The organism is Mesorhizobium sp. B2-6-4 (genome assembly GCF_006441495.1).
Lineage (GTDB): Bacteria > Pseudomonadota > Alphaproteobacteria > Rhizobiales > Rhizobiaceae > Mesorhizobium.
Window position 1 is genome coordinate 198177 of record NZ_VFUE01000010.1, and the last position, 20404, is coordinate 218580.

General features: G+C 63.9%; 19 protein-coding genes. 6 read left to right on the plus strand and 13 right to left on the minus strand.

The window, feature by feature from the left end:
* Positions 1–18 precede the first annotated feature (18 nt).
* The 3 genes from FJ426_RS16095 to FJ426_RS16105 form a co-directional block, all read right to left on the minus strand.
* Entirely contained in the window at positions 19–516 is a 498-nt protein-coding gene (locus tag FJ426_RS16095) for a MaoC family dehydratase (RefSeq protein WP_140495716.1), read from the minus strand.
* Positions 517–763: 247 nt separating this feature from the next.
* Positions 764–1192 (minus strand): phasin family protein, encoded by a 429-nt coding sequence (locus FJ426_RS16100; RefSeq protein WP_140559654.1) that lies wholly within the window; start codon positions 1190–1192, stop codon positions 764–766.
* 69 nt (positions 1193–1261) lie between these two features.
* Positions 1262–2557, minus strand: coding sequence for a DUF445 domain-containing protein (locus FJ426_RS16105; RefSeq protein ID WP_140559653.1), 1296 nt, complete (start codon positions 2555–2557; stop codon positions 1262–1264).
* Positions 2558–2955: 398 nt separating this feature from the next.
* Between FJ426_RS16105 and rirA the strand changes: the two genes are divergently transcribed.
* Complete coding sequence (rirA, locus tag FJ426_RS16110) at positions 2956–3417, plus strand: iron-responsive transcriptional regulator RirA (RefSeq protein ID WP_140495713.1); 462 nt, start codon at positions 2956–2958, stop codon at positions 3415–3417.
* A 96-nt stretch (positions 3418–3513) separates the two neighbouring features.
* Here rirA and FJ426_RS16115 read toward each other — a convergent pair whose 3' ends face one another.
* Genes FJ426_RS16115 through hemP form a run of 5 tightly spaced genes read right to left on the minus strand, consistent with a single transcriptional unit; the run spans position 3514 to position 7623 of the window.
* Positions 3514–4302, minus strand: a complete 789-nt coding sequence (locus FJ426_RS16115) for a heme ABC transporter ATP-binding protein (protein WP_140559652.1) — start codon at positions 4300–4302, stop codon at positions 3514–3516.
* A gap of 9 nt (positions 4303–4311) precedes the next feature.
* Positions 4312–5412 carry an iron ABC transporter permease gene (locus FJ426_RS16120; RefSeq protein ID WP_140559651.1) on the minus strand — a complete coding sequence of 367 codons (1101 nt, stop codon included), beginning with the start codon at positions 5410–5412 and terminating at the stop codon, positions 4312–4314.
* A gap of 5 nt (positions 5413–5417) precedes the next feature.
* Entirely contained in the window at positions 5418–6326 is a 909-nt protein-coding gene (locus FJ426_RS16125; RefSeq protein ID WP_140559650.1) for a hemin ABC transporter substrate-binding protein, read from the minus strand.
* A 10-nt stretch (positions 6327–6336) separates the two neighbouring features.
* Positions 6337–7398 carry a hemin-degrading factor gene (locus FJ426_RS16130; protein WP_140559649.1) on the minus strand — a complete coding sequence of 354 codons (1062 nt, stop codon included), beginning with the start codon at positions 7396–7398 and terminating at the stop codon, positions 6337–6339.
* Positions 7399–7416: 18 nt separating this feature from the next.
* Complete coding sequence (gene hemP, locus FJ426_RS16135) at positions 7417–7623, minus strand: hemin uptake protein HemP (RefSeq protein ID WP_023757683.1); 207 nt, start codon at positions 7621–7623, stop codon at positions 7417–7419.
* A 201-nt stretch (positions 7624–7824) separates the two neighbouring features.
* On the opposite strand from hemP, the gene FJ426_RS16140 reads away from it, so the two are divergent.
* The 3 genes from FJ426_RS16140 to FJ426_RS16150 all read left to right on the plus strand — a co-directional run bounded on the left by FJ426_RS16140 (position 7825) and on the right by FJ426_RS16150 (position 10846).
* Complete coding sequence (locus FJ426_RS16140; protein WP_140559648.1) at positions 7825–10014, plus strand: TonB-dependent hemoglobin/transferrin/lactoferrin family receptor; 2190 nt, start codon at positions 7825–7827, stop codon at positions 10012–10014.
* A gap of 2 nt (positions 10015–10016) precedes the next feature.
* Entirely contained in the window at positions 10017–10460 is a 444-nt protein-coding gene (locus FJ426_RS16145; protein WP_140559647.1) for a hypothetical protein, read from the plus strand.
* Between the two features lie 71 nt (positions 10461–10531).
* On the plus strand, positions 10532–10846 hold the full coding sequence (locus FJ426_RS16150; protein ID WP_140517212.1) for an antibiotic biosynthesis monooxygenase: 315 nt from the start codon (positions 10532–10534) through the stop codon (positions 10844–10846).
* Positions 10847–10874: 28 nt separating this feature from the next.
* Here the strand turns inward: FJ426_RS16150 and putA are convergent, their stop codons facing one another.
* The gene (putA, locus tag FJ426_RS16155; RefSeq protein ID WP_140559646.1) at positions 10875–14486 is read right to left on the minus strand and encodes a bifunctional proline dehydrogenase/L-glutamate gamma-semialdehyde dehydrogenase PutA; all 3612 of its coding nucleotides are present in this window, start codon (positions 14484–14486) and stop codon (positions 10875–10877) included.
* A gap of 164 nt (positions 14487–14650) precedes the next feature.
* Here putA and FJ426_RS16160 point away from each other — a divergent pair, with 164 nt between their 5' ends.
* Complete coding sequence (locus FJ426_RS16160) at positions 14651–15103, plus strand: Lrp/AsnC ligand binding domain-containing protein (protein ID WP_140495705.1); 453 nt, start codon at positions 14651–14653, stop codon at positions 15101–15103.
* Position 15104: 1 nt separating this feature from the next.
* On the opposite strand, the gene FJ426_RS16165 is transcribed toward FJ426_RS16160, so the two are convergent.
* Both FJ426_RS16165 and FJ426_RS16170 read right to left on the minus strand, forming a co-directional pair.
* Entirely contained in the window at positions 15105–16304 is a 1200-nt protein-coding gene (locus FJ426_RS16165) for a cytochrome c peroxidase (RefSeq protein WP_140559645.1), read from the minus strand.
* A 7-nt stretch (positions 16305–16311) separates the two neighbouring features.
* Positions 16312–16761: a FixH family protein gene (locus FJ426_RS16170; RefSeq protein ID WP_140495703.1), complete on the minus strand. Its 450-nt coding sequence runs from the start codon at positions 16759–16761 to the stop codon at positions 16312–16314.
* Between the two features lie 152 nt (positions 16762–16913).
* On the opposite strand from FJ426_RS16170, the gene FJ426_RS16175 reads away from it, so the two are divergent.
* Complete coding sequence (locus FJ426_RS16175; protein WP_140559644.1) at positions 16914–17834, plus strand: sugar kinase; 921 nt, start codon at positions 16914–16916, stop codon at positions 17832–17834.
* Positions 17835–17837: 3 nt separating this feature from the next.
* Here the strand turns inward: FJ426_RS16175 and FJ426_RS16180 are convergent, their stop codons facing one another.
* Entirely contained in the window at positions 17838–18860 is a 1023-nt protein-coding gene (locus FJ426_RS16180) for an aldose epimerase family protein (RefSeq protein ID WP_140495701.1), read from the minus strand.
* Positions 18861–18945: 85 nt separating this feature from the next.
* On the minus strand, positions 18946–20403 hold the full coding sequence (locus FJ426_RS16185; protein WP_140517224.1) for an NAD-dependent succinate-semialdehyde dehydrogenase: 1458 nt from the start codon (positions 20401–20403) through the stop codon (positions 18946–18948).
* Between the last annotated feature and the right edge of the window lies 1 nt (position 20404).

Here is a 20404-nt window from a genome sequence, read left to right on the forward strand (position 1 = left end):
GGCTTGGGCGAATGCCGCTCAGGCCCCTGCCCGCTTGCGGCGCTCATAGAGCATGACCAGCGTCTCGGCCGTCAGCGCCGGCTTTTCCTCGCCCTCGATCTCGACGGTGTTGGCGGCCTTCATCAGGTATTGGCCCGGCCCCCTGTCCTCCATGGACAGCAGCGTGGTGCGCAGCCGGATGCGTGCGCCCACCTTGACCGGCGCCAGGAAACGCACCTTGTCGAAGCCGTAGTTGAAGGCGGCCTGCGTGTTCTCGGGCACGATTCCCATGCCGAGCGCCAGCGCGCCGATGATCGACAGCGTCAGATAGCCATGGGCGATCGTCGTGCGGAACGGGCTTTGCCGCCGCGCCCGTTCGGGGTCGACATGGATCCATTGATGATCGCCGGTGCATTCGGCGAACTGGTTGATACGGTTCTGGTCGACTGTCGTCCATTCCGAGACGCCAAGCTCCTGCCCGGACATCGTCCTCAACTGCTCGTAGGTCGGCGGCGTCTTAGGCCGTATTTCGGTCATTCCTGTTTTCCCGATAGCTTCCAACGCTTCCGGACCACGAACCGGCGGCCTCTGTCAATTCGCCCTGCATGATTCGGTCCCCTTGGGATCGATGCGAATCCTGGCATCACTCTACGTCAAGCCGTGTTCGCCCGGCCTTGGCATTTGAGGGTACCCATGGTGTAAAGGCATAGCGGCCGATGAAAGAGCATCCGAACAAACTTCGCCTGGCGCAGGGTTGGCAGGCAACCGGTCTTTGTCACGCAAGCTACTTCTTCTCGTAGCCGGCGCGGATTTCCTCCATCGCCTCTTTGATGCGCATGCGCAGGATGTCGACCGATTCGGTGCCGGATTTCCTGACCAGCTCGGCCACTTCGCTGGCATTCTTCAACGTAGTCTCGAAGGATTTCCTGGCGAACTCAGTCTGTTTGGCCATCAGGTCCTGCGGCGTGCCGGGCGCTCTGTAGCCTTGCGTCATGTCGGCAATTTCGCGCAGCGTGTCCTGCAGCATCTCGCGTTGCCTGGAGAACAGCGACGACGCGCCGGCGGCACTTGCCCGCGCCGATTTCTCCAGTGCTTCAAGGTTCTTGCGGTGGTGCGCGAGGATCGCCTCGACATCGACATTGGGCAGTTTCAGGTCACGGCCGAACCGGCCGAACATGTCCGTGAAGGAATCGGAATCCGGTTCTTTGGCCATGCTCATCTGCTCCCCTGTTGCCGCGACTGCTGATGCCCGTCCATGAGAATAGGGCATGGCGTGCGCCCGTCAATTGACGAGAAACAGCCGCTCAGCTGTGTAAAGCGCGATGCCAGCCAGACCGCCGATGATCATGCCGTTGAAGCGGATATATTGCAGGTCCCGGCCGATATTCATCTCGATCAACCGCGTCAGCTGCGCCAGGTCCCAGCGCTTGACCTGGTCGGCGATGAATTTCGATACGCCGCTCTTCTGGCTCTCGACGAAAGAGGACAGCGCCACCACGAATCCCTGGTTCATGTCGGCCCTGATCTTGGCGTCTCCGGCCAGATGCCGGCCGACCTCGACGAACATGTTGGCAAGATGCGCGCGGATGATCGATCGCGGCGCCTTGGCATCCTGCTCGATGAACAGGCTGAGGCTTTCCCACATGTCGCCGGCCAGCGCCTTGACTTCCGGCCTGGCGAGGAAATCGCGCTTCAGCTTCTCGGCGCGCCTTGCATATTGCTTCGACGTTCTCAGCCGCTCGACGAAGCCCTGTGCGAAACGATCGAATTCTGCGCGCATCGGGTGCTCGGGATCGGCTCTCACCTCGTCGAGCAGCGAACCGGCCGAGGCGACGATCTTCTTCAGGAGATAGGCGTCGGCCCTGAACAGGTTGAACAGCGACGGCAGTTCCTCGCGGATCTTTTCGCGCATGGTCGTCAGCGCCTGTTCATCGTTGAGGAACTGGCCGATCACCTTGATGAACTCATCGAACAGCCTCTGGTGACGGCGATCGTCGGTCAGGGCCGAGAGCAATTCGGCCGCCAACGGCGCCAGCGGCACTTTTTCGATCTGCTCCAGCATCCGGCTGGTGACGAAGCCGCGCAGCCCCGATTGCTCGACGGCGGCAAGCGTCTGCGGAACCAGGCGCACGACGAAACGCGACAGGCCCGCGGCACGTTCGGAATCGGCCAGCCAGTCGGCTACGAGCGCCGAGAAATCGACCTCGGCCAGCTTCTCGCGCACCGGCTCGGGGGCAAGGAAATTGACTTCGATGAAACGGCCGAGATTGTCGGCGATGCGGTTCTGGTTCTCGGGGATGATTGCTGTGTGCGGGATCGGCAGTCCGAGAGGCCGCTTGAACAGCGCGACCACCGCATACCAGTCGGCCAGGCCGCCAATGGTCGCCGCCTCGGCAAAAGCGGCGACGAAGCCGAGCCAAGGATAGGTGCTCTCGAAGGACTTGGCCAGGGCGAACACGACGACGCAAAGCGCAAGTGCCCCCGTGGCGACGAATTTGGTCCGCCGCAGCATTACAATCTTGGCATGCGCGTCGGCATCATATCCGCCGGAAGCCAGGGCCGTGGCTGATTGTGACATGTCAGAGCCGCTCCTCGTCGATCTCGGACCTATTTAGAGCATTCCAGGAAAGGTGTGTAACGCTGGTCCCTGGAAAAGCGCCTGGCGCTTTCCCCACGGAATTGCGTGAAAACAAAGAGTTAGGGCGGTCGGCCATTCTGCCAATCACTGGACCGCTCTGGTGTTTCGCCCGAGGAAATGCGCGTAACAGCCGATTCGGCCCGCGTCTTGCCGCATTGCGCACACAAAGTTGACGAGAATATTCAGCTATTATGCGAAGCTAGTCTGGAATTATTCCAAGGTATAGGCCATATTCCGCCGAGGCCAGTGTGGCGAATCCGAAAGCTCGGAGCAAAGCCGCACCAGCAAAGTTCAAAATCTGGCGTGATCGCAACTCGCCGGCGCTTTGTGAGGACAAGATGCGGCTTACCCGCCAGACCAATTACGCCATGCGCATCCTGATGTATTGCGCGGCCAATACCGATCGGCTGAGCCGCATCCCCGAGATCGCCGCCGCCTATTCGGTGTCGGAGCTTTTCCTGTTCAAGATCCTCCAGCCACTGGTCGAGAATGGCCTTGTCGAGACGGTGCGTGGCCGCAATGGCGGCGTCAGGCTTGGCCGTGCCGCGGAATCAATCAATCTGTTCGACGTCGTGCGCGTGACGGAGGAAAGCTTCGCCATGGCCGAGTGCTTCGAGAACGATGCCGCGGAATGCCCTCTGGTCGACAGTTGCGCGTTGAATTCCGCATTGCGCGAGGCGCTCAACGCCTTCTTCGCGGTCCTTGCCCGCTATACGATCGCCGATCTCGTGGCGGCGCGTCCGAACGTGCGCAACCTGCTCGGCATTGACCTGCTGGAGCGCCGCGCACCGGCGGCCTGATCCGGTTTGCCGCAGGCTGGATCTGCGGCGAACGTCCCGAATCTAGGCCGCAGCCAAAATCTAGGCCGCTGCCAGAATCTAGGCCGCTGCCAGAATCTAGGCCGCTGATTGAGGCAGCACGAACGGCATATTGCCGGCTGGCAGGACTCCGACCCTTAAGCGGCAACCGAATACCCTTTCGATCAGATCGTCGCTCAGCACATCCTGCAGCGAACCGGTGGCGGCAAGCCGGCCGCGGTGCATGACGAAAATCCGGTCGGCATACATCGCCGTCAGGTTGAGGTCGTGCAGGATGGCAATCACGCCGCCGCCCCTTCTGGCGAAGTCGCGGGCAATGTTCATGATGATCAGCTGGTGCTTGACGTCGAGGCTGGACACCGGCTCGTCCAGGAACAGATAGCGCGGCTTGCCGTCGAGCACCGGCGCCCAGACCTGGCACAGCACGCGGGCTAGTTGAACGCGCTGCTGCTCGCCGCCGGAAAGCTCCTGATAGAAGCGGCCGGCGAAACCGTCGAGGTCGACACGCGCCAGCGCCCGTTCCGGCAGGCGTTCGTCCTCGCCCGGCAGCACACCCGAGCGGCCTCCGACAAGGCCGAGCCTGACAATCTCGCGCACGGTAAAGGGAAACGACAAGGTCGTCGCCTGCGGCAGCACCGCGCGCAGCGTCGCCGCCTCGACTGGCGTTATCGTCGAGAGCTCGCGGCCGTTGATGGCAATCCGGCCGGTATGCGCGAGTTCCCCCGACAGCGCCTTGAGGAAGGTCGTCTTGCCCGACCCATTGGGGCCGACAATGGCCGAAATCTCACCCGACCTGACCTCGAAATCGACGCCGGCGACAATGCCTTTCCTGCCGATCGCCACCGAAACATCGCGCGCTTCGATCATGAAACACCCCTACAGGTCGATGACGCCGCGCTTGCGCAGCAGGATCCAGAGGAAGAACGGCGCTCCGGCGATCGCCGTGACGATGCCGATCGGCAGTTCGGCGGGCGCCACGATGGTGCGCGCGACCGCGTCGGCCAAAAGCAGCAGCGAGGCGCCGAGCAGCGCCGAGGCCGGCAGCAGATAGCGATTGTCGGGGCCGATCAGCAGGCGCAGAAGATGCGGCACCACGATGCCGATGAAACCGATGCCGCCGCTGACGGCGACGGAGGCGCCGACCGCCGCCGAGACGCCGACGATGGCCGTGTACTTAAGCCGCTGCACCGGAATGCCGAGATGGCCGGCGGTCGCCTCGCCCAGCGCCAGCGCATTGAGGCCGCGGGCCAGGAACGGCATCGCCGCCAGCGAAAGCACGATGACCGGGCCGACAGAGCCGATCTTCTGCCATGTCGCACCGGCCAGCGAGCCGAGTTGCCAGAAGGTCAGGTCGCGCAATTGCCGGTCGTCGGCCATGAAGATCAGGATACCGGTCAGCGCCATGGCAAGTGCGGCCAGCGCCAGGCCGGCAAGCAGCATGGTGGCGACGGATGTGCGGCCCTGCCGCGTCGCGACGTTGTAGAGCAGCAACGTCACCGACAAACCACCGCCGAAGGCCGCCAGAGGAAGGGTCAGCGCGCCCAACCAGGCGGTCACCGGCGACAGCACGGTCGTGCCGAGCACGATGACGGCCACCGCGCCGAGGCTGGAGCCCGCCGAAACGCCAATAAGGCCGGGATCCGCAAGCGGATTGCGGAACAGCCCCTGCATGACCGCGCCGGACACCGCGAGGGCGGCCCCGATCAGCACGCCGAGCACGACGCGCGGCAGCCTTATATCATAGACGATGAGGCGATCTCGCGCGCTCATCGCCACGTCGCCAGGCGCTGCGCCGAACAGCCAGTCGCCGACGACCTTGACGGCGGACGCATCCGAGGCGCCGGAGGTCAGCGACAGCACTACCGCTGCCGCAAGCATGACGCAGGCGAGCGCGATGACCAGACGGGCGCGCCCGGAACGGTCACCGTCGCTGGCCATCTTCCTCTCCGCCGGCCCGGCGATCGACTGGTCGACCATGCCGCTCAGTCCGTAATCTGCGTGCCATAGAGCGCGGCGGCGAGGTCGTGGACGGCGTCGGCCGTGCGTGGTCCGAAGCCGAGCAGATAGCCGCCGTCGATGCGGATCAGCTTGCGCGCGGTTCCGGCCGGCGTCGAGGCGATCGATGCGTTGCCGAACAGTTCATCGTCCGATACCGGCGGCCCGGCATTGCTCATCATCAGGATCGCGTCCGGCCTGGCGGTGACAACAGCCTCGTCGGACAGTTGCTTGTAGCCGGAGAAGCCTTCGATCGCGTTGACGCCGCCGGCCAGCTTGATGATGCCGTTGGCAGCGGTATCGCTGCCGGCCGCCATGATCTTGCCGCCCTGCATCGACAGCACGAACAGAACGCGCTTGCGCTCCTCGATCGAGGCCGTCTGCTTTTCCGCCGCCTGCAGCTTGGCATCGATCTCCCTGGCCAGCGCTTCGGCCTTGGCGTCGGCGCCGAGCGCCTTGCCGACCACGCGGACCTTTTCGAGGATGCCTTCACGGTCGTACCGGTCAGGCACTTCGATGAAGGGGATGCTCGTCTTCTTCAGCACATCGAGCGCCTCCTTGGGGCCGCTACCGTGCAGCGCCAGCATGCCCGAAGGGTTGACCGACAGCACACCCTCCGGCGACAGCTGACGCATGTAGCCGACATCCGGCAGGTCGAGAGCGGCTTTCGGATAGCGGCTGGTGGAATCGCGCGCCACAAGATGCTTTTCCTCGCCGAGCGCATAGACGATCTCGGTGATCGAGCCGCCGATGGACGCGATCCTTGTGGGATCGGCGAAGACGGAGACACCGTCGCCGGCGTCGGCCGGCTGTAGCGCGCCGAAAGCAAGGGAAAAGCCGAGCATCGGGCCAAGCATCGATCCGCGCGCAGCCGTCAATCCGGTGAGAAGACCCATCATCGTTTCCTCAGGCTGCGGTCGGGCTTGGAATGCGCGGCAGGTTTTCGGCCAGGAAGCGCCAGTCGTCGCGCTCACCCTCTCCTTCATGGCGCTTGCCGAAGAACTGGATGATCATGTTGCCGCCGGCGTCGTAGACCTCCAGCGACGTGACATGGTCGTCCCTGGTCGGCTTGCGCACGGCCCAGACCTCATGAATGTGGTCGGTGCGCAGGTGCAGATGGAAGGTCTCGTCCAGCACATTGATCCATGGCCCCATTGGCTTGATCGACCTGACCGGACCTGAATGGATTTGGATACAGCCGCGGTTTCCCACAAAGCACATAATCGGCATCTCGCCCGCGGCGGCATGATTGAACATGGCTCTCACCGCATCATTGTCGAGCAGCCATGCATAGTCCTGGCCCACCATGCGGACCGCCTGGCGGCGGCTGAGCTTCAACGTCTTCAGCATGCCGAAGAACTGATGCACGTCGGTCAGCCGGCTCCAGCGATCGCGCAGATCGTCGAGATTCGCGGTCGTTGTCACCGCCTCGCCTTCGTTCTCGGCGGCTGGCCCCGAAATGGCGACCAGTGGCTCCTGGTTCGACGATTCCAGCGAAGCGACCAGTCTCTGATAGGCATAGAGGTTTGACCCCGGCCGCAGATGCACCTTGTGCACCGCCTCGCCCGCCGCGTCGAAGAATTGCAGGCTGCGGCGGATGTCGTCGCCGTCGCGTTTTTCCACGGCAAAGCCGTGCGCCCATATTTTCGGGAAAATGCGCAGGTCGATGTTCTCGCCCAGCACCATGGCATTGTGATTGCCGGTGACGACCTTGTCGTAGGCGCCGATCTTTTCATGCACGGCGCTTTCGTTGCGGGTGAGCGCCATCACCTCGCCGACGACTTCGAGGCCGGTCAGAAGATCGTTGACGCGTGGCTCGACGCGAACGACACCGTCGCCGCAATGCGCGGCCACCAACTCAGCCTCCGAAATGCCAAGCTGTGCGGCCAGATCGCGCTCGCGGGTTTTCGGATTGTCCGTCCGCGCCCGCCTAATTTCGTGCGGGGCGGGTTTTACGCGCTGGTCCATTGTCCTGCTACCTTACGCTTACTTGTTGAGGATGAGCTTGCCCTGACGGGTGATCTTGAGCCGGTAGAGCGCGCCGTGATGCTCGATGCCGATCTCGTGCTCACCTTGGAACAGCGTGTTGCTCGACAGCGTCCGCACCGCCAGCGGAACGCGGTCGAAGCGGGCGGAAGCATCGTCGGACCGGCGGACGCGATAGCGGAAGTCGTTGGGATTGTGCGTGTTCATGTGGATCGGTCCCTTTCCTGTGCCGGGCGTCTGGCTAGGCGTTTGCGTAATCCGATTCATTCTTGACTTGAATAATCATGTTTACTAGTCAGTGCAATACCGGATTAAATGAGTCAAGATTTAAGACGCGAATACGATCACAAATGCCAGCCAGCCCCAGGCCAGCCCGCATCGAACCTGGAAACTTTGGAGTTGGGGCACATGGGGTTAGCGATTTGGGAACGGCGCGGCTGGTCGGCGGCGAAGGGTGCGGCGGCTTTGCTGGCGGGCGTGGCGGCGATTGCCTTATACGTGCCACCTGCCAACGCTCAGCAATCAGCACAGGCGGCGGGAGAGCAGGCCGATCAATCGAAGCAGGCTGAGGGGGAAAAGCCGGCGCCAGCGGGCGCAACACTGCTCGACAAGGTTCTGGTCATCAGCCGCACCGGAGAAACGGCCATCCAATCGCTGGCCTCGGCCAGCCATGTCGACCAGGAACAGCTCGACCGCCGCATGGCGACGACGCCGAACGAAATGCTGTTCGGCGTGCCCGGCGTCGCGGCGCAGGCCGATGCCAGGCGCGTCAGCACCAGCGTCAATATCCGCGGCCTGCAGGATTTCGGTCGCGTCGCGGTTATCGTCGACGGCGCGCGGCAGAACTTCCAACGTTCCGACCATGGCACCCAATCGACCTTCTACGTCGACCCCGAGCTTATCAAATCCGTCGACGTGATCCGCGGGCCGGTCGCCAACACCTATGGCTCGGGCGCGATCGGCGGCGTGGTCTTCTTCGACACCAAGGACGCCCAGGACTTCCTTAAGCCGGACGAGACATGGGCTGGTTCCGTCACCGGACGCTACGAGAGCAACGGCAAGGGCTGGACCACCAGCGCATCCGGCGCCTATCGCTTTAACGACAATTTGGATGCGCTGGGCAACATCGTCTACCGCAATTATGACGACTACAAGGATGGCGACGGCGACACCGTCAAGGGCACCGGCTTCGACGTATTGAGCGGATTGCTAAAGACCACAATCCGCCCGAGCGACAATAGCGAACTGAAGCTCGGCTGGGTCGGTTCGAGCGACGGCTGGAACGAGACCAGCGGCGGCATGCCGGTCAATGACGTCGACCTGAAGTCGAACACCTTCACCGCTCGCTACAACATCACGGACGAAGACAGGAGCTGGCTCGACCTCCACGTCAACACCTCCTACAACAAGACCAATCTCGACCTGACCGGCCTTGTTCCGCAAAACCGCTTCGATCCCGTCACCGGCCTTCCCGTGATGTTGCCGGCAGGTTCGACGTCGACCTTCGATGTCGGCACCGCCGCCATCGACATTTGGAACACGTCGCGATTCGAGACAGGCGGCCTCGCGCATGAACTGACCTATGGCGGCGACTGGGTGAATGACGACGTCGAGACTGGCGGCACGGCAGGCGGTGACAGCTTCTACACGCCTTCCGGCAAGCGCAACGTTTCTGGCGCCTACGTCCAGGACAAGCTCAGCTGGGATTGGCTCGAAGTCATCGCCGGGCTGCGCTATGACAATTACAGCCTCGAGGACGACACGCACGAAACGTCGGGCGACCGCCTGTCGCCGCGCGTCACCGTCGGCGTCTCGCCTTTCGAAAGCGCCGGCCTTGCCGGCATGCAATTCTACGGCACCTACGCGGAGGGCTACCGGTCGCCTTCGCTGACCGAAACCCTGATCAGCGGCAACCATCCGGCGGGTGTCAGCTTCCCGTTCCTGCCCAATCCCAATTTAAAGCCCGAAACCGGCAAGACCGTCGAATTCGGTGTCAATTACAAGCAGAACGACATTCTGGAATCCGGCGACGCGTTTCGGCTGAAGGCAGCCTATTTCAACAACGACGTCGACGATTATATTGACGGCGTTACGCTGTCGGCCTTCGATCCGACCAGCGGCTGCCCCTTCGGGCCGGGCATTCCGATCTGCTTCCAGTACCAGAACTTCGCCAAGGCAAAGATCAACGGCTTCGAGATGGAAGGCGTTTATGATGCAGCATGGGGCTACGCCGGACTTTCCGCCTCCATCATCAATGGTCACACCATATCCTACGAAGGCGATCGGGCGGACCTTGCCACGATACCGTCCGCGCAGGTCACCGTGCAGCTCGGCCTGCGCTTCCTCGAGGACAAACTCACTGTCGGCGGCGAGGTGCAGTACAATGGCAAGCCCAAGGGTAACCCGATCGCCGAGGACTATACGCTGGTCAACGCTTTCGCCAGCTACCAGGCGACCGACAATCTGAAGGTTGATTTCCGCGCCGACAATCTGTTCGATGTCAAATACGCCAATCCGTTGAACGGCAGCACCACGGTCGCGGTCTATGAACCGGGCATAACGCTGAAGCTGGCGGCAACGATGCGATTTGGAGGATGATGATGACGAACTTGACGGCATCCCTTCGTCTGCTGACCTCGGCGCTGGCGATGTCGCTTGCAGCGGTTCCGGCGTGGGCACAAGAGTCCGCGCCGGCGCCTGCTCTTGCCCTCGAACTCAATGGCGCGCAACCGTCTGAAAAGGGCTGCCGCCTGACCTTCGTGGTCACCAACAATCTCGGCGCCGACCTTTCCAGGGCGGCGTTCGAGATCGCGCTGTTCAACGACGCCGGCGTCGTCGACCGCCTGACCGTGCTCGATTTCAAGGACTTGCCGGCCGGCAAGACGAAGGTGACGCGCTTCGATCTCGCTGGCACCAACTGCGCCAAGGTCAGCCGCGTGCTGATCAACAGCGCGACCGAATGCGTCGGCACCGGCGTCGAGCCGAACACCTGCATGCGAAAACTCAAGACAGATGCCAAGACCGGCATCGCCTTCGGGGTCTGAGCACGGCGTGGGGCCGCACGCGGCATCCTGCGGCACCACCCGTCTAAGTCCAGGAAATCGAAAGGAACTCCATGTACATCGCCATGAACCGCTTCAAGGTGCAGAACGGCTCGGAAGCCGATTTCGAGGCCGTGTGGAAAAACCGTGATTCCAGCCTTGCGGAAATGAAGGGCTTCCGGGAGTTCCATCTGCTGCGCGGCCCAGTCAACGAGACCGAAGGCTATACGCTGTTTGCCTCGCACACGGTCTGGGCAAGCCACGACGATTTCATCGCCTGGACCAAGTCGGAGAACTTTCGCGCCGCCCACAGGAACGTCGGCACGACGAAGGTCCACTATCTCGGCCATCCCCAGTTCGAGGGTTTTTCGGTCGTCGAGGGCGCCTGAAGCAACCTCGCCAGCCGGATAAGGGTCCTCACGCCGCCGCAAGCAGGCTGGCATTGCCGCCCGCGGCGGTCGTGTCGACGCAAACGGCCCGCTCATGCGCGTAAGCCGCCGGATTGAGCACCTCGCTGACCAGCGGCACGATCGGCCCTGAGCGTTCGGCGATCATTTTGCGCACGATGCGCGCCGCCTCCGGCGTCCCCGAGAAGGCGACGACGTCGACGCGTAACGAACGCGCCTCAACCGGATCGGGGCGGCCGTCGATCGCCGCCAGCGGCAGGCCCTTGCCGGTCAGCGCCGAAAGCGCCGCCGGCGCGCCTGGCGCCACCGCCAGCACCGCATTGCCGGCGGCGAGCGCCTGGATCGTCTGCGCAAACAGCGTGTCGCCGTCCGGTCCCAAGCACAGCACCCGGCCGCGCGGCGCCAATGACAGTGTATTGGCCTCGCCGGTCGGCCCGGGCAGGTCGACCTGGCCGAAATCGATTGCGGCGGCGGCACCGATCGCCGCGGCACCTTTGCCGCGCAAATGCTTGCGCAGGATGGCGATGCGGTCCGGCCGCGTCGACCAGCCGCCAAGCGCGGGATCGGGCAGATTGTCGGCGAGTTCGGTCGCCGTCACCTTGTGGCCGTCGCCAACAGGCGTGCCTGCCTCCGGTCCCTTGCGAAAGCGCCGGAGATAATGCGGTCCGCCGGCTTTGGGCCCGGTCCCGGACAGCCCCTCGCCGCCGAATGGCTGCGAGCCGACGACCGCGCCGATCTGGTTGCGGTTGACATAGATGTTGCCGGCATGGATCCCGTCGACGAAATGCTGCACGCGACCCTCGATGCGGGTGTGCAGACCGAACGTCAGGCCGTAGCCCTTGCGGTTGATGGCGGCGATCACCGCGTCAATCTCATCGGCGTCGAAACTGGCGACATGGAGCACCGGCCCGAACACTTCGCGCTCCATCTCCTCGATACCCTTGACCCGAAACACATGCGGCGCGACGAAGCGGCCATCCCTGGGTGCTTCGAGCTTGGCGATCAGCCGTCCCTGCAAACCCATCGTCGTGCAGTAATCGCGGATCGAACCCTGCGCCTCGTCGTCGATGACGGGACCGACATCCGTCGAGATAGCCCAGGGATCGCCGACCTTGAGCGCCTCCATGGCGCCCTTCAGCATCTCCAGCATCTTCTTCTCGACATCCTTCTGCACATAGAGGACGCGCAGCGCCGAACAGCGCTGGCCCGCACTCTGGAAGGCGGAGGCGAGGATATCGCGCACCGCCTGCTCAGGCAGCGCGGTGGAATCGACGATCATGGCATTCAGCCCGCCCGTCTCGGCGATCAGCATGGCATCGGGCGCGGCTGTCTCGGCCAGTTGCTTCTCGATCAGCTTGGCGACCTCGGTCGAGCCGGTGAAGCAGACGCCGGCAATGCGCGGATCTGATGTCAGTGGCCCGCCGACCGAGGGGCCATCGCCCGGCAGAAGCTGGATGACGTCTTCCGGCACGCCGGCCTCGCGCAGCATTTCGACGGCTCGGAAAGCGATCAGCGGCGTCTGTTCGGCGGGCTTTGCAATTACCGAATTGCCGGTGACGAGCGCTGCGGCGATCTGGCCGGTGAAGATGGCGAGGGGGAAATTCCACGGCGAGATGCAGACAATGACGCCGCGCGCCTCGGTGCCCGCTTCGGCATTGGCCGCCTCGGCCGCGTAATAGCGCAGGAAATCCACCGCTTCGCGCACTTCGGCGACGCCGTCGGCCAGCGATTTGCCGGCCTCGCGGGTGGCCAGCGCGAAGAATTCGACGGCATTGGCCTCGTAGAGATCGGCGGCGCGATTGAGGATGGCCGCGCGCTCGGCAACCGGACGCTTTGCCCAGGCTGGCTGCGCTTCGACGGCGATGCGCACGGCGGTTGCCGCCTGCTTGGCGGTGGCTTCGCTGACCATGCCCACCACTTCCGAAGGCCTGGCGGGATTGACGACCGGGCGTTGCTCGCCATAGCCGGCCGCGCGCGTGATCGGCTTGGCGTGCCAGCGGTTAGGGCCCGCGAAGGCTGTCCTCTCCTTGTCGATCGCTGCCAACGTCACCGGATCGGTGATGTCGAACCCTTTCGAGTTGCGGCGGCTTGCACCGAAGATGACGGCAGGCCGGGGGATCGCGGGATTGGCGGCGGGGCCTTGGCTCTCGACCGCTTCTAGCGGGTCGCGCGCGATGTCTTCGGGCTCGACATCCTCGTCGGTAAGCTGGTGGACGAAAGATGAATTGGCGCCGTTCTCCAGCAGCCGGCGCACCAGATAGGCGAGCAGGTCGGAATGCGCGCCGACAGGCGCGTAGATGCGGCAGCGCGTGCCTTCGGCCTTGCGCACCGTCTCGTGCAACGCCTCGCCCATCCCGTGCAGGCGCTGGAACTCGAAGCTCTCACGGTTCTTCGTCATCGACAGGATGGCGGCGACAGTGTGGGCATTGTGGGTGGCGAATTGCGGATAGATGCGATCGGTCATCGACAAAAGCTTTCTCGCGCAAGCGAGATAAGAAACGTCGGTGTTGACCTTGCGGGTGAAGACGGGGTAGCCGGCGAGCCCCAGCGTCTGCGCCCGCTTGATCTCGGTATCCCAATAGGCACCCTTGACCAGCCGCACCATGATGGTGCGATCGCATTTCGTGGCAAGCGCATAGAGCCAGTCGATGACGAAGGCAGCGCGCGGACCATAGGCCTGGACGACGACGCCAAAGCCGTTCCAGCCTGCAAGCTCCGGCTCGGCAAGCACGCGCTCGATGACGTCGAGCGAGAGGTCGAGGCGATCGGCCTCCTCGGCATCGATATTGAGGCCCATGCGCGAATGGCGCGCCGCGAGCGCCAGCGAAAGGAGCCGCTCGGCCATGACAGGCAGCATCTCTTCCTTCTGCGCTTCCTCGTAGCGCGGATGCAGCGCCGAGAGCTTCACCGAGATGCCGTGGTTGTGGCGGATATCAGGCCCGTTTGAACCGGCATCGAGTGACGAGATGGCGTCTGCATAGGCCTTGTGGTAGCGCAGCGCATCGGCCTCGGTGCGGGCCGCCTCGCCCAGCATGTCGAAGGAATAGAGATAACCCTTCTGCGTCATCGGCCGGCCGCGCTTCACGGCTTCGGCGATGGTGCGGCCGAGCACGAACTGCTCGCCCATCTCGCGCATCGCCGCCGCCACCGCCTTGCGGATGACGGGCTCGCCGAGCCTGCGCACCATGGCGCGCAGCGTGCCTTCGATGCCGCCCTCGCCTTCGTCGAGCACGCGGCCGGTCAGCATCAGCGCCCAGGTCGAGGCGTTGACGAAGATGGAGCTCGAGCCGCCCGAATGCGCCGACCAGTCGTGCGGCGCGATCTTGTCGGCGATGAGGTCGTCCATGGTCTCGGTATCGGGCACGCGCAGCAGCGCCTCGGCCAGGCACATCAGGGCCACGCCTTCCTTGGTGGAGAGGCCATAGGCGGACAGGAAAACCTCCATCAGCCGCGGATCGGACGAGCCGCGCACCGCCCGCACCAGATCGGCGGCATGAGCCGAGATCGCCCGGCGGTCCTCCGCCGAGAGGCCGCTCGCCTCGGCCAGCGCCTTCACGGCCTGATCCTCGTCGGGCAGATAGTTGGCGCGGATTTGCTGGCGGATGGCGTCGAGCGCTGGCATGGCGGGTCCTACGGGCAAGCACAAGGGAGCGGGCCGGCGGTCACCGGACCGAATGGCGCAAGCTAGCACAAGTCCCGATTTTCAGGCGGTCTGAAGAAATCGACATTGCAGTTCGATCGATCTATCATATCACCGCAAACTACCCGAAGAAGGCTGCATTTTCGATGAGGGAAGACCAATTGGACCGCATCGACAGGAACATCCTGTCGGCGCTGGCAAGCGCCGGCAGGCTTTCCATGTCGGAGCTCGCCGCCAAGGTCGGCCTGTCCAAGACGCCGGTGCAGGCGCGGGTGAAGCGGCTGGAGAAGGACGGCTATATCAGGGGCTACCAGGCGATTATCGACCGCGAGCGCATGGGCGAAGGCCATGTCGCCTTCGTCCAGGTGAAACTGTCCGACACCCGTTCGGCCGCACTCGATGCCTTCAACCGTGCCGTACAGGCCGTGCCCGAGATCGAGCAGTGCCACATGATGGCGTCGAGCTTCGACTACCTCTTGAAGGTGCGGACCCGGGACATCGCCGCCTACCGCCGCGTGCTCGGTGAACGCATCTCCGCCTTGCCCCATGTCGCCCAGACCTCGACCTTCGTGGCGATGGAGACTGTGAAGGATCGATAATTCACTCCGCCAAGGTCTTCAAAAACGCCACCAGCGCCGCGCGCTCGCGGTCCGACAGCTCAAGCGGATGAATTTCGGATGTACCCTCAACGCTGGGGGCTGCCTTCGCGTAGTGCGCCACCACTTCGTCGAGCGACGCAAACTGACCGGCGTGCATGTAGGGCGGCCGCGTGGCCGCGCCGCGCAGCGAAGGCGTCTTGTAGGCGCGCACCAATTCCGGCGCATCCTTGACCATGAACCGCAATTCGCCGCAGGCGCCGACATCGCCATCGCGATAGGCGCCGAAGCAGTTGAACGGGTCGGCCTGAACTTGGCGTACCGCGTCGACGCGGCCGCGATCCGGCGGCAGCCCGTTGACCGGCGGCACGCCGGTGTTGTGGAACCCATTGTCGGTGAAGCGCGGCCCATTGTGGCAGGTCACGCAATTGGCCTTGCCGATGAACAGTTTCAGGCCGAGGATTTCCTCCTGGGAGAAGGCGGCGTCGCCTTTCGGCTCGGCGCCGGTCGCCAGGTCCAGCGCGAACCGGTCGAAGCGGGCCTGCGGCGGCTCGATCGAGCGTTCGAAGGCAGCGATTGCCTTGCCGATGTTGGCGAACACCCGGTTTATCGCGTCACGCTGCTGGTCGCTCATGGCGCTCCATGCAGCCTTCTCGGCATCGCTGCCGAGCGGACTGGCATTGGCTGGTATGTCGGACAGATCGGGCAGCGGGCCGAAGATGCGCTCATAGCGGTCGCCGAAGCGCGCCTTGATGTAATGCGCATAGGCGGCACGGTTTCCCGCCTGCTCCAGCGGGTTCTCCAGCGGCGTGAGCGCCTGCGCCCACAGGCTGTCGCGCCGTCCGTCCCAGAAAAACCAGGGATCGCGCGCGATGCCGGCGAGCGGCATGGTACGCCGGTTCGTGCGGCCGACGCCAACCGCCTGCGGCAAGCCGTCCTGAAACTGCCGGTCGATCTTGTGGCAGGTCGAGCAGGACACCGTGCCGTCGCGGCTCATGCTGGCGTCGAAGAACAGCGTCGAGCCAAGGGCAGCGGCGGCCGGGACATCGGCGAACCGGTTGGTGGTGTCGGGTTTCAGGGCCGGCAGCCTCGACAGCGCCAGCGAGGCGATGGTCTTCTTCTCGGCATCGGAAAAGTCCGGCTTGCCGCAGCCGGCAAGGACGGCCATCGCCATCAAGACGAAAAAGCGCGCAAGACGCCTCATCTGCGGCTCACAGCACGACGTTGAAGACGACCGTATCCGACCCAGCCGTCGCGGAGATGGCAAAATGCAGCTGCCACCAGCCGCTCATGGTGAATTTCACGCCTTCGATGCGATAGCGCCCGTCGCCGAGATAGTCCGTCGCTTGCGGGCTGGTCGGCAGGCCGTGGCGGTGCTGCGGCATGCCTCCCGATACCGCGATCGCGGCCCCTTCCACCGGCGTCCCGGCTATCGTCTTCAAGGTCAACAGCCAGGCTTCCAGTTCGCCTTGACGGACGACGCCGCGTTCCGGCGCGAAGCTCGCCATGAACAATCCGTTCTCGGTCTTTTTGGTTCGGGAGATATCCGGGCCGGCAACCTGCGCGGTTCGCGGTGCGGTCAGATAGACCACTGCCAGGATGCCAGCCAGCAAGGCTGCCAGACCAAGACCCGCCAAAAGATAACGCCATATCGAAGCCAAGCCGGTTCCTCTTCAGGGGATAACGTTTTGCCGCACCGATCGCATCCCGCCAAACCTGTTGGAATCGCAGGTGACGGAAAAAACCGCCCTTGCCAAGCATGGCGCTCTACTCTCCAAAAAGCTACAGCAGCATCGTAACAGGGGAATGGATCATGATCGGCAAAGGTGTCGCCTCGATCGGCGAATGCATGATCGAGCTTTCGGGCCAAACGGGTTCGAACTGGCGCATGGGATTTGCCGGCGATACGTTCAACACGCTGTGGGCCCTGCATGCGCTGAGTGGAAGGCCAGCGACCTACGTCTCGGCTTTCGGAGACGATCCTTTCTCGCAAGATCAGATCGGCTTCTTCGCGGACAATGGCATCGGCATTGGCGAAAGCCCTGTTATCCCGGGCGCGCGGCCCGGCCTCTATGCCATCACGCTGACCGGCGCGGAACGCTCCTTCACCTATTGGCGCGGCGATGCGGCTGCCAGGCAGCTTGCCTCCAATCCGGCTGCGTTGGCAAAAAGCCTTGAAAAGCAGGCGCTTGTCTACTTTTCCGGAATCACTTTGGGAATTCTGGACTCCGCTGCGCGCGCCACGTTGCTATCGGCCGTGGCCGAGGCGCGATCCGCGGGGTCGCTGATCGCCTTCGATCCCAACTACCGGCCACGGCTGTGGCGCGATCGCGAGGAGGCGCAAGCCGCGATCCTGGAGGCGCTCGCCGTCACCGACATCGCATTGCCGACTTTCCCGGACGAGCAGATGCTGTTCGGCGATGAAGCGCCACAGGCAACGGCTGGGCGGCTCGGGCAACTGGTCGGCGAAGTCGTGGTCAAGAACGGTGAACGGCCGGCGCTGATCGTCGAGAACGGGACGCTGCGGGACGTTCAGGCGATCCATGTGGCCACGCCCGTCGACACCACGGGCGCGGGCGATTCCTTCAACGGCGGCTATCTCGCCGCGCGTCTCGCCGGACACACCCCTGCGGAGGCTACAAAGCGCGCGCACCGTGTCGCGGCCAGCGTGGTGCAGGTTCGCGGCGCATTGGCGCCATTCGAGACGTTGCGTGCGGCATTCGAAACGGATTGAGGGTCAGGGCAGCCGGAACCGATATTCCGTCACGTGATGGTAGATCGCACCCGGCCACAGTGTCGCCTGCGGGAAATAGGGCCGGTTCGGTGCGTCCGGCCATATTTGCGGCTCCAGGCAAAAACCACAGAAAGCTTTGTGGTTTCGCCCTTCCAGCCCCGTGCGCGGCGTCACATACTGGCCGGTATAGAGCTGGACGCCGGGCTCCGTGGTCCACAGTTCCATCTCGACGCCGGAGCTCGCTCCTTGCACCCACGCCGCCTGCTTGAGCGGCCCACGCGCCGAGGCGAGGCAGAAATTCTGGTCGTAGGCAAGCTGCTCGCCTTCGGTCTCCATGCGCAGCGGCCGCGCCTGGCGGAAATCGAAGGGCGTGCCGTCGACAGGCTTCACCGTGCCCGTCGGAATCATTTCGCCATCCACCGGCAGATAGGCGCCGGCATTGAGCATCATCCGGTGATCGAGGATGTCGCCCGTCCCGCCATCATCGAGGTTGAAGTAGGAATGCTGCGTGAGATTGCACAGCGTCGGCTCCTCGCACGTCGCTGATATCTCGACGCTGAGCGTACCGGGGATCTTCAGCCGGTAGGTGCAGGTGACGTCGAGTGCCCCGGGAAAGCCCATCGTGCCGTCGGGATCGTGCAGCGTCAGCGTGACGAAGTCCCGCCCGTGCAGCGAAACCGTCCACGGCCGATGGAAAAAGCCTTGCGAGCCTCCATGCAGCGTGTGCTTGTCGAGAAAATTGCGCTCGGTCTGGTAGCGCTTGCCGGCGATGGTGAAGCGGCCGTCGCGGATGCGGTTGGCATAGCGGCCGACGACCGCGCCGAAGAAAGCCGTGTCGGTTTCATAGGATGATAGATTATCATAGCCGAGCACGAGAGGCGCATCGTGGCCGGCCAGGCGCAGGTCCTGGATGATCGCGCCGAGCCCAAGGATATTGGCGCTAAGTCCGCCGCCTCTGATGGTGAAGCGGCGAATCGGGTCGCCCGCCTGGGTGGTGCCGAAAACCTCGCCGTCCTTCATTGCCATGCCCGCAAACGTCAGTTGATCCAGACGGCCCGTTTCGTAGCCGGGGCAGGCAGATCACAGGCCTGCCTGTCCCGGCGACAGTCTATCAGAGGCCGAGGCCGCCGATGCAGACATATTTGGTGTCGAGGTAATCCTCGATACCCTGATGTCCGCCTTCCTTGCCGAGCCCGGACTCCTTGACGCCGCCGAACGGTGCTTCCGGCGTGGTGATCAGGCCTTCATTGACGCCGACCATGCCATATTTCAGCCCTTCCATGACGCGGAAGGCGCGGCCGAGATCGCCGGTGTAGAAATAGCAGGCGAGGCCGAATTCGGTGTCATTGGCAAGCGCAATCGCTTCTTCCTCGGTCTCGAACCTGAAGACGGGCGCCACCGGCCCGAATATCTCTTCCTTCATGAAGCGCATCTTGGGCGTTGCATCGGCGATGACGGTCGGCTGGAAGAACGAGCCGCCGAGCGCATGGCGCTTGCCGCCGGCGACGACCTTGCCGCCCTTCGAAGTCGCATCGGCGATCAGTTCCTCGACCTTCTCGACCGCCTTCTCGTCGATCAGCGGCCCCTGCTGCACGCCCTCCTCCAGGCCGGAGCCAACCTTCAGCTTGTCGCTGGCGGCAGCCAGCTTCTCGACGAACCGGTCATAGACGCCGGCCTGGACAAGGAAGCGGTTCGTACAGACGCAGGTCTGGCCCGAATTGCGATACTTGGCCGTGATCGCACCGGCGACGGCGCGGTCGATGTCGGCGTCGTCGAAGACGATGAACGGCGCATTGCCGCCGAGCTCCATCGACACCTTCTTCACGGTGACAGACGACTTCTGGATCAGGATCTTGCCGACCTCGGTCGAGCCGGTAAAAGTGATCTTCTTGACCAGCGGATTGGCGCAGATCTCATCGCCGATCTCGCCGGCCGCACCGGTCAGGATGTTGATTACGCCCTTGGGGAAGCCGACTTCCTCGGCCAGCGCGCCCCAGGCGAGACCGGAGTAAGGCGTCTGCGAGGCTGGCTTCACCACGGCGGTGCAACCCGCGGCGAGTGCCGGGCCGAGCTTGCGGGCCAGCATCGAGGACGGGAAATTCCACGGCGTGATGGCGGCGATGACGCCGACCGGTTCCTTGGTCACCAGGATGCGGCGGTCCGCCCACGGCGACGGCACGACATCGCCATAGGTGCGGCGGCCCTCCTCGGCGAACCACAGGATGTAGGAGGCGGCCGAGCCGATCTCGCCCTTCGATTCGAACAGCGACTTGCCCTGTTCAATGGTCAGGAGCTCCGCCAGAACGTCCTGATTGTCCATCATGGCATCGTGCAGCTTGCGCAGCAGCTTCGAGCGCTCGAGCGCGGTGGTCTTGCGCCAGGTCTTGAAAGCTTCGTCGGCGGCTTCGATGGCGCGGCGGGTCTCGACCTTGCCTGCCTTGGGCACGGTGCCGATCTTGAGGCCGGTTGCCGGATTGGTGACGTCGACCGTCTGGCCGCTGTCGGCCTGCACCCATTCGCCGTTGATGAGATTGGCCTGGCGCATGAAATGGCTGGTTTTCTGAAGCATG

Bases quoted from the DNA above. Each gene is read 5' to 3' on its own strand.
- FJ426_RS16145 (WP_140559647.1), top strand. From the start codon at position 10,017: ATGACGAACTTGACGGCATCCCTTCGTCTGCTGACCTCGGCGCTGGCG.
- FJ426_RS16105 (WP_140559653.1), bottom strand. From the start codon at position 2,557: ATGTCACAATCAGCCACGGCCCTGGCTTCCGGCGGATATGATGCCGAC.
- FJ426_RS16185 (WP_140517224.1), bottom strand. From the start codon at position 20,403: ATGCTTCAGAAAACCAGCCATTTCATGCGCCAGGCCAATCTCATCAAC.
- FJ426_RS16130 (WP_140559649.1), bottom strand. From the start codon at position 7,398: ATGGACCAGCGCGTAAAACCCGCCCCGCACGAAATTAGGCGGGCGCGG.
- FJ426_RS16100 (WP_140559654.1), bottom strand. From the start codon at position 1,192: ATGGCCAAAGAACCGGATTCCGATTCCTTCACGGACATGTTCGGCCGG.
- FJ426_RS16160 (WP_140495705.1), top strand. From the start codon at position 14,651: ATGAGGGAAGACCAATTGGACCGCATCGACAGGAACATCCTGTCGGCG.
- FJ426_RS16150 (WP_140517212.1), top strand. From the start codon at position 10,532: ATGTACATCGCCATGAACCGCTTCAAGGTGCAGAACGGCTCGGAAGCC.
- hemP (WP_023757683.1), bottom strand. From the start codon at position 7,623: ATGAACACGCACAATCCCAACGACTTCCGCTATCGCGTCCGCCGGTCC.
- FJ426_RS16175 (WP_140559644.1), top strand. From the start codon at position 16,914: ATGATCGGCAAAGGTGTCGCCTCGATCGGCGAATGCATGATCGAGCTT.
- FJ426_RS16140 (WP_140559648.1), top strand. From the start codon at position 7,825: ATGGGGTTAGCGATTTGGGAACGGCGCGGCTGGTCGGCGGCGAAGGGT.
- FJ426_RS16120 (WP_140559651.1), bottom strand. From the start codon at position 5,412: ATGGTCGACCAGTCGATCGCCGGGCCGGCGGAGAGGAAGATGGCCAGC.
- FJ426_RS16095 (WP_140495716.1), bottom strand. From the start codon at position 516: ATGACCGAAATACGGCCTAAGACGCCGCCGACCTACGAGCAGTTGAGG.
- FJ426_RS16125 (WP_140559650.1), bottom strand. From the start codon at position 6,326: ATGGGTCTTCTCACCGGATTGACGGCTGCGCGCGGATCGATGCTTGGC.
- FJ426_RS16115 (WP_140559652.1), bottom strand. From the start codon at position 4,302: ATGATCGAAGCGCGCGATGTTTCGGTGGCGATCGGCAGGAAAGGCATT.
- FJ426_RS16165 (WP_140559645.1), bottom strand. From the start codon at position 16,304: ATGAGGCGTCTTGCGCGCTTTTTCGTCTTGATGGCGATGGCCGTCCTT.
- rirA (WP_140495713.1), top strand. From the start codon at position 2,956: ATGCGGCTTACCCGCCAGACCAATTACGCCATGCGCATCCTGATGTAT.
- FJ426_RS16180 (WP_140495701.1), bottom strand. From the start codon at position 18,860: ATGGCAATGAAGGACGGCGAGGTTTTCGGCACCACCCAGGCGGGCGAC.
- putA (WP_140559646.1), bottom strand. From the start codon at position 14,486: ATGCCAGCGCTCGACGCCATCCGCCAGCAAATCCGCGCCAACTATCTG.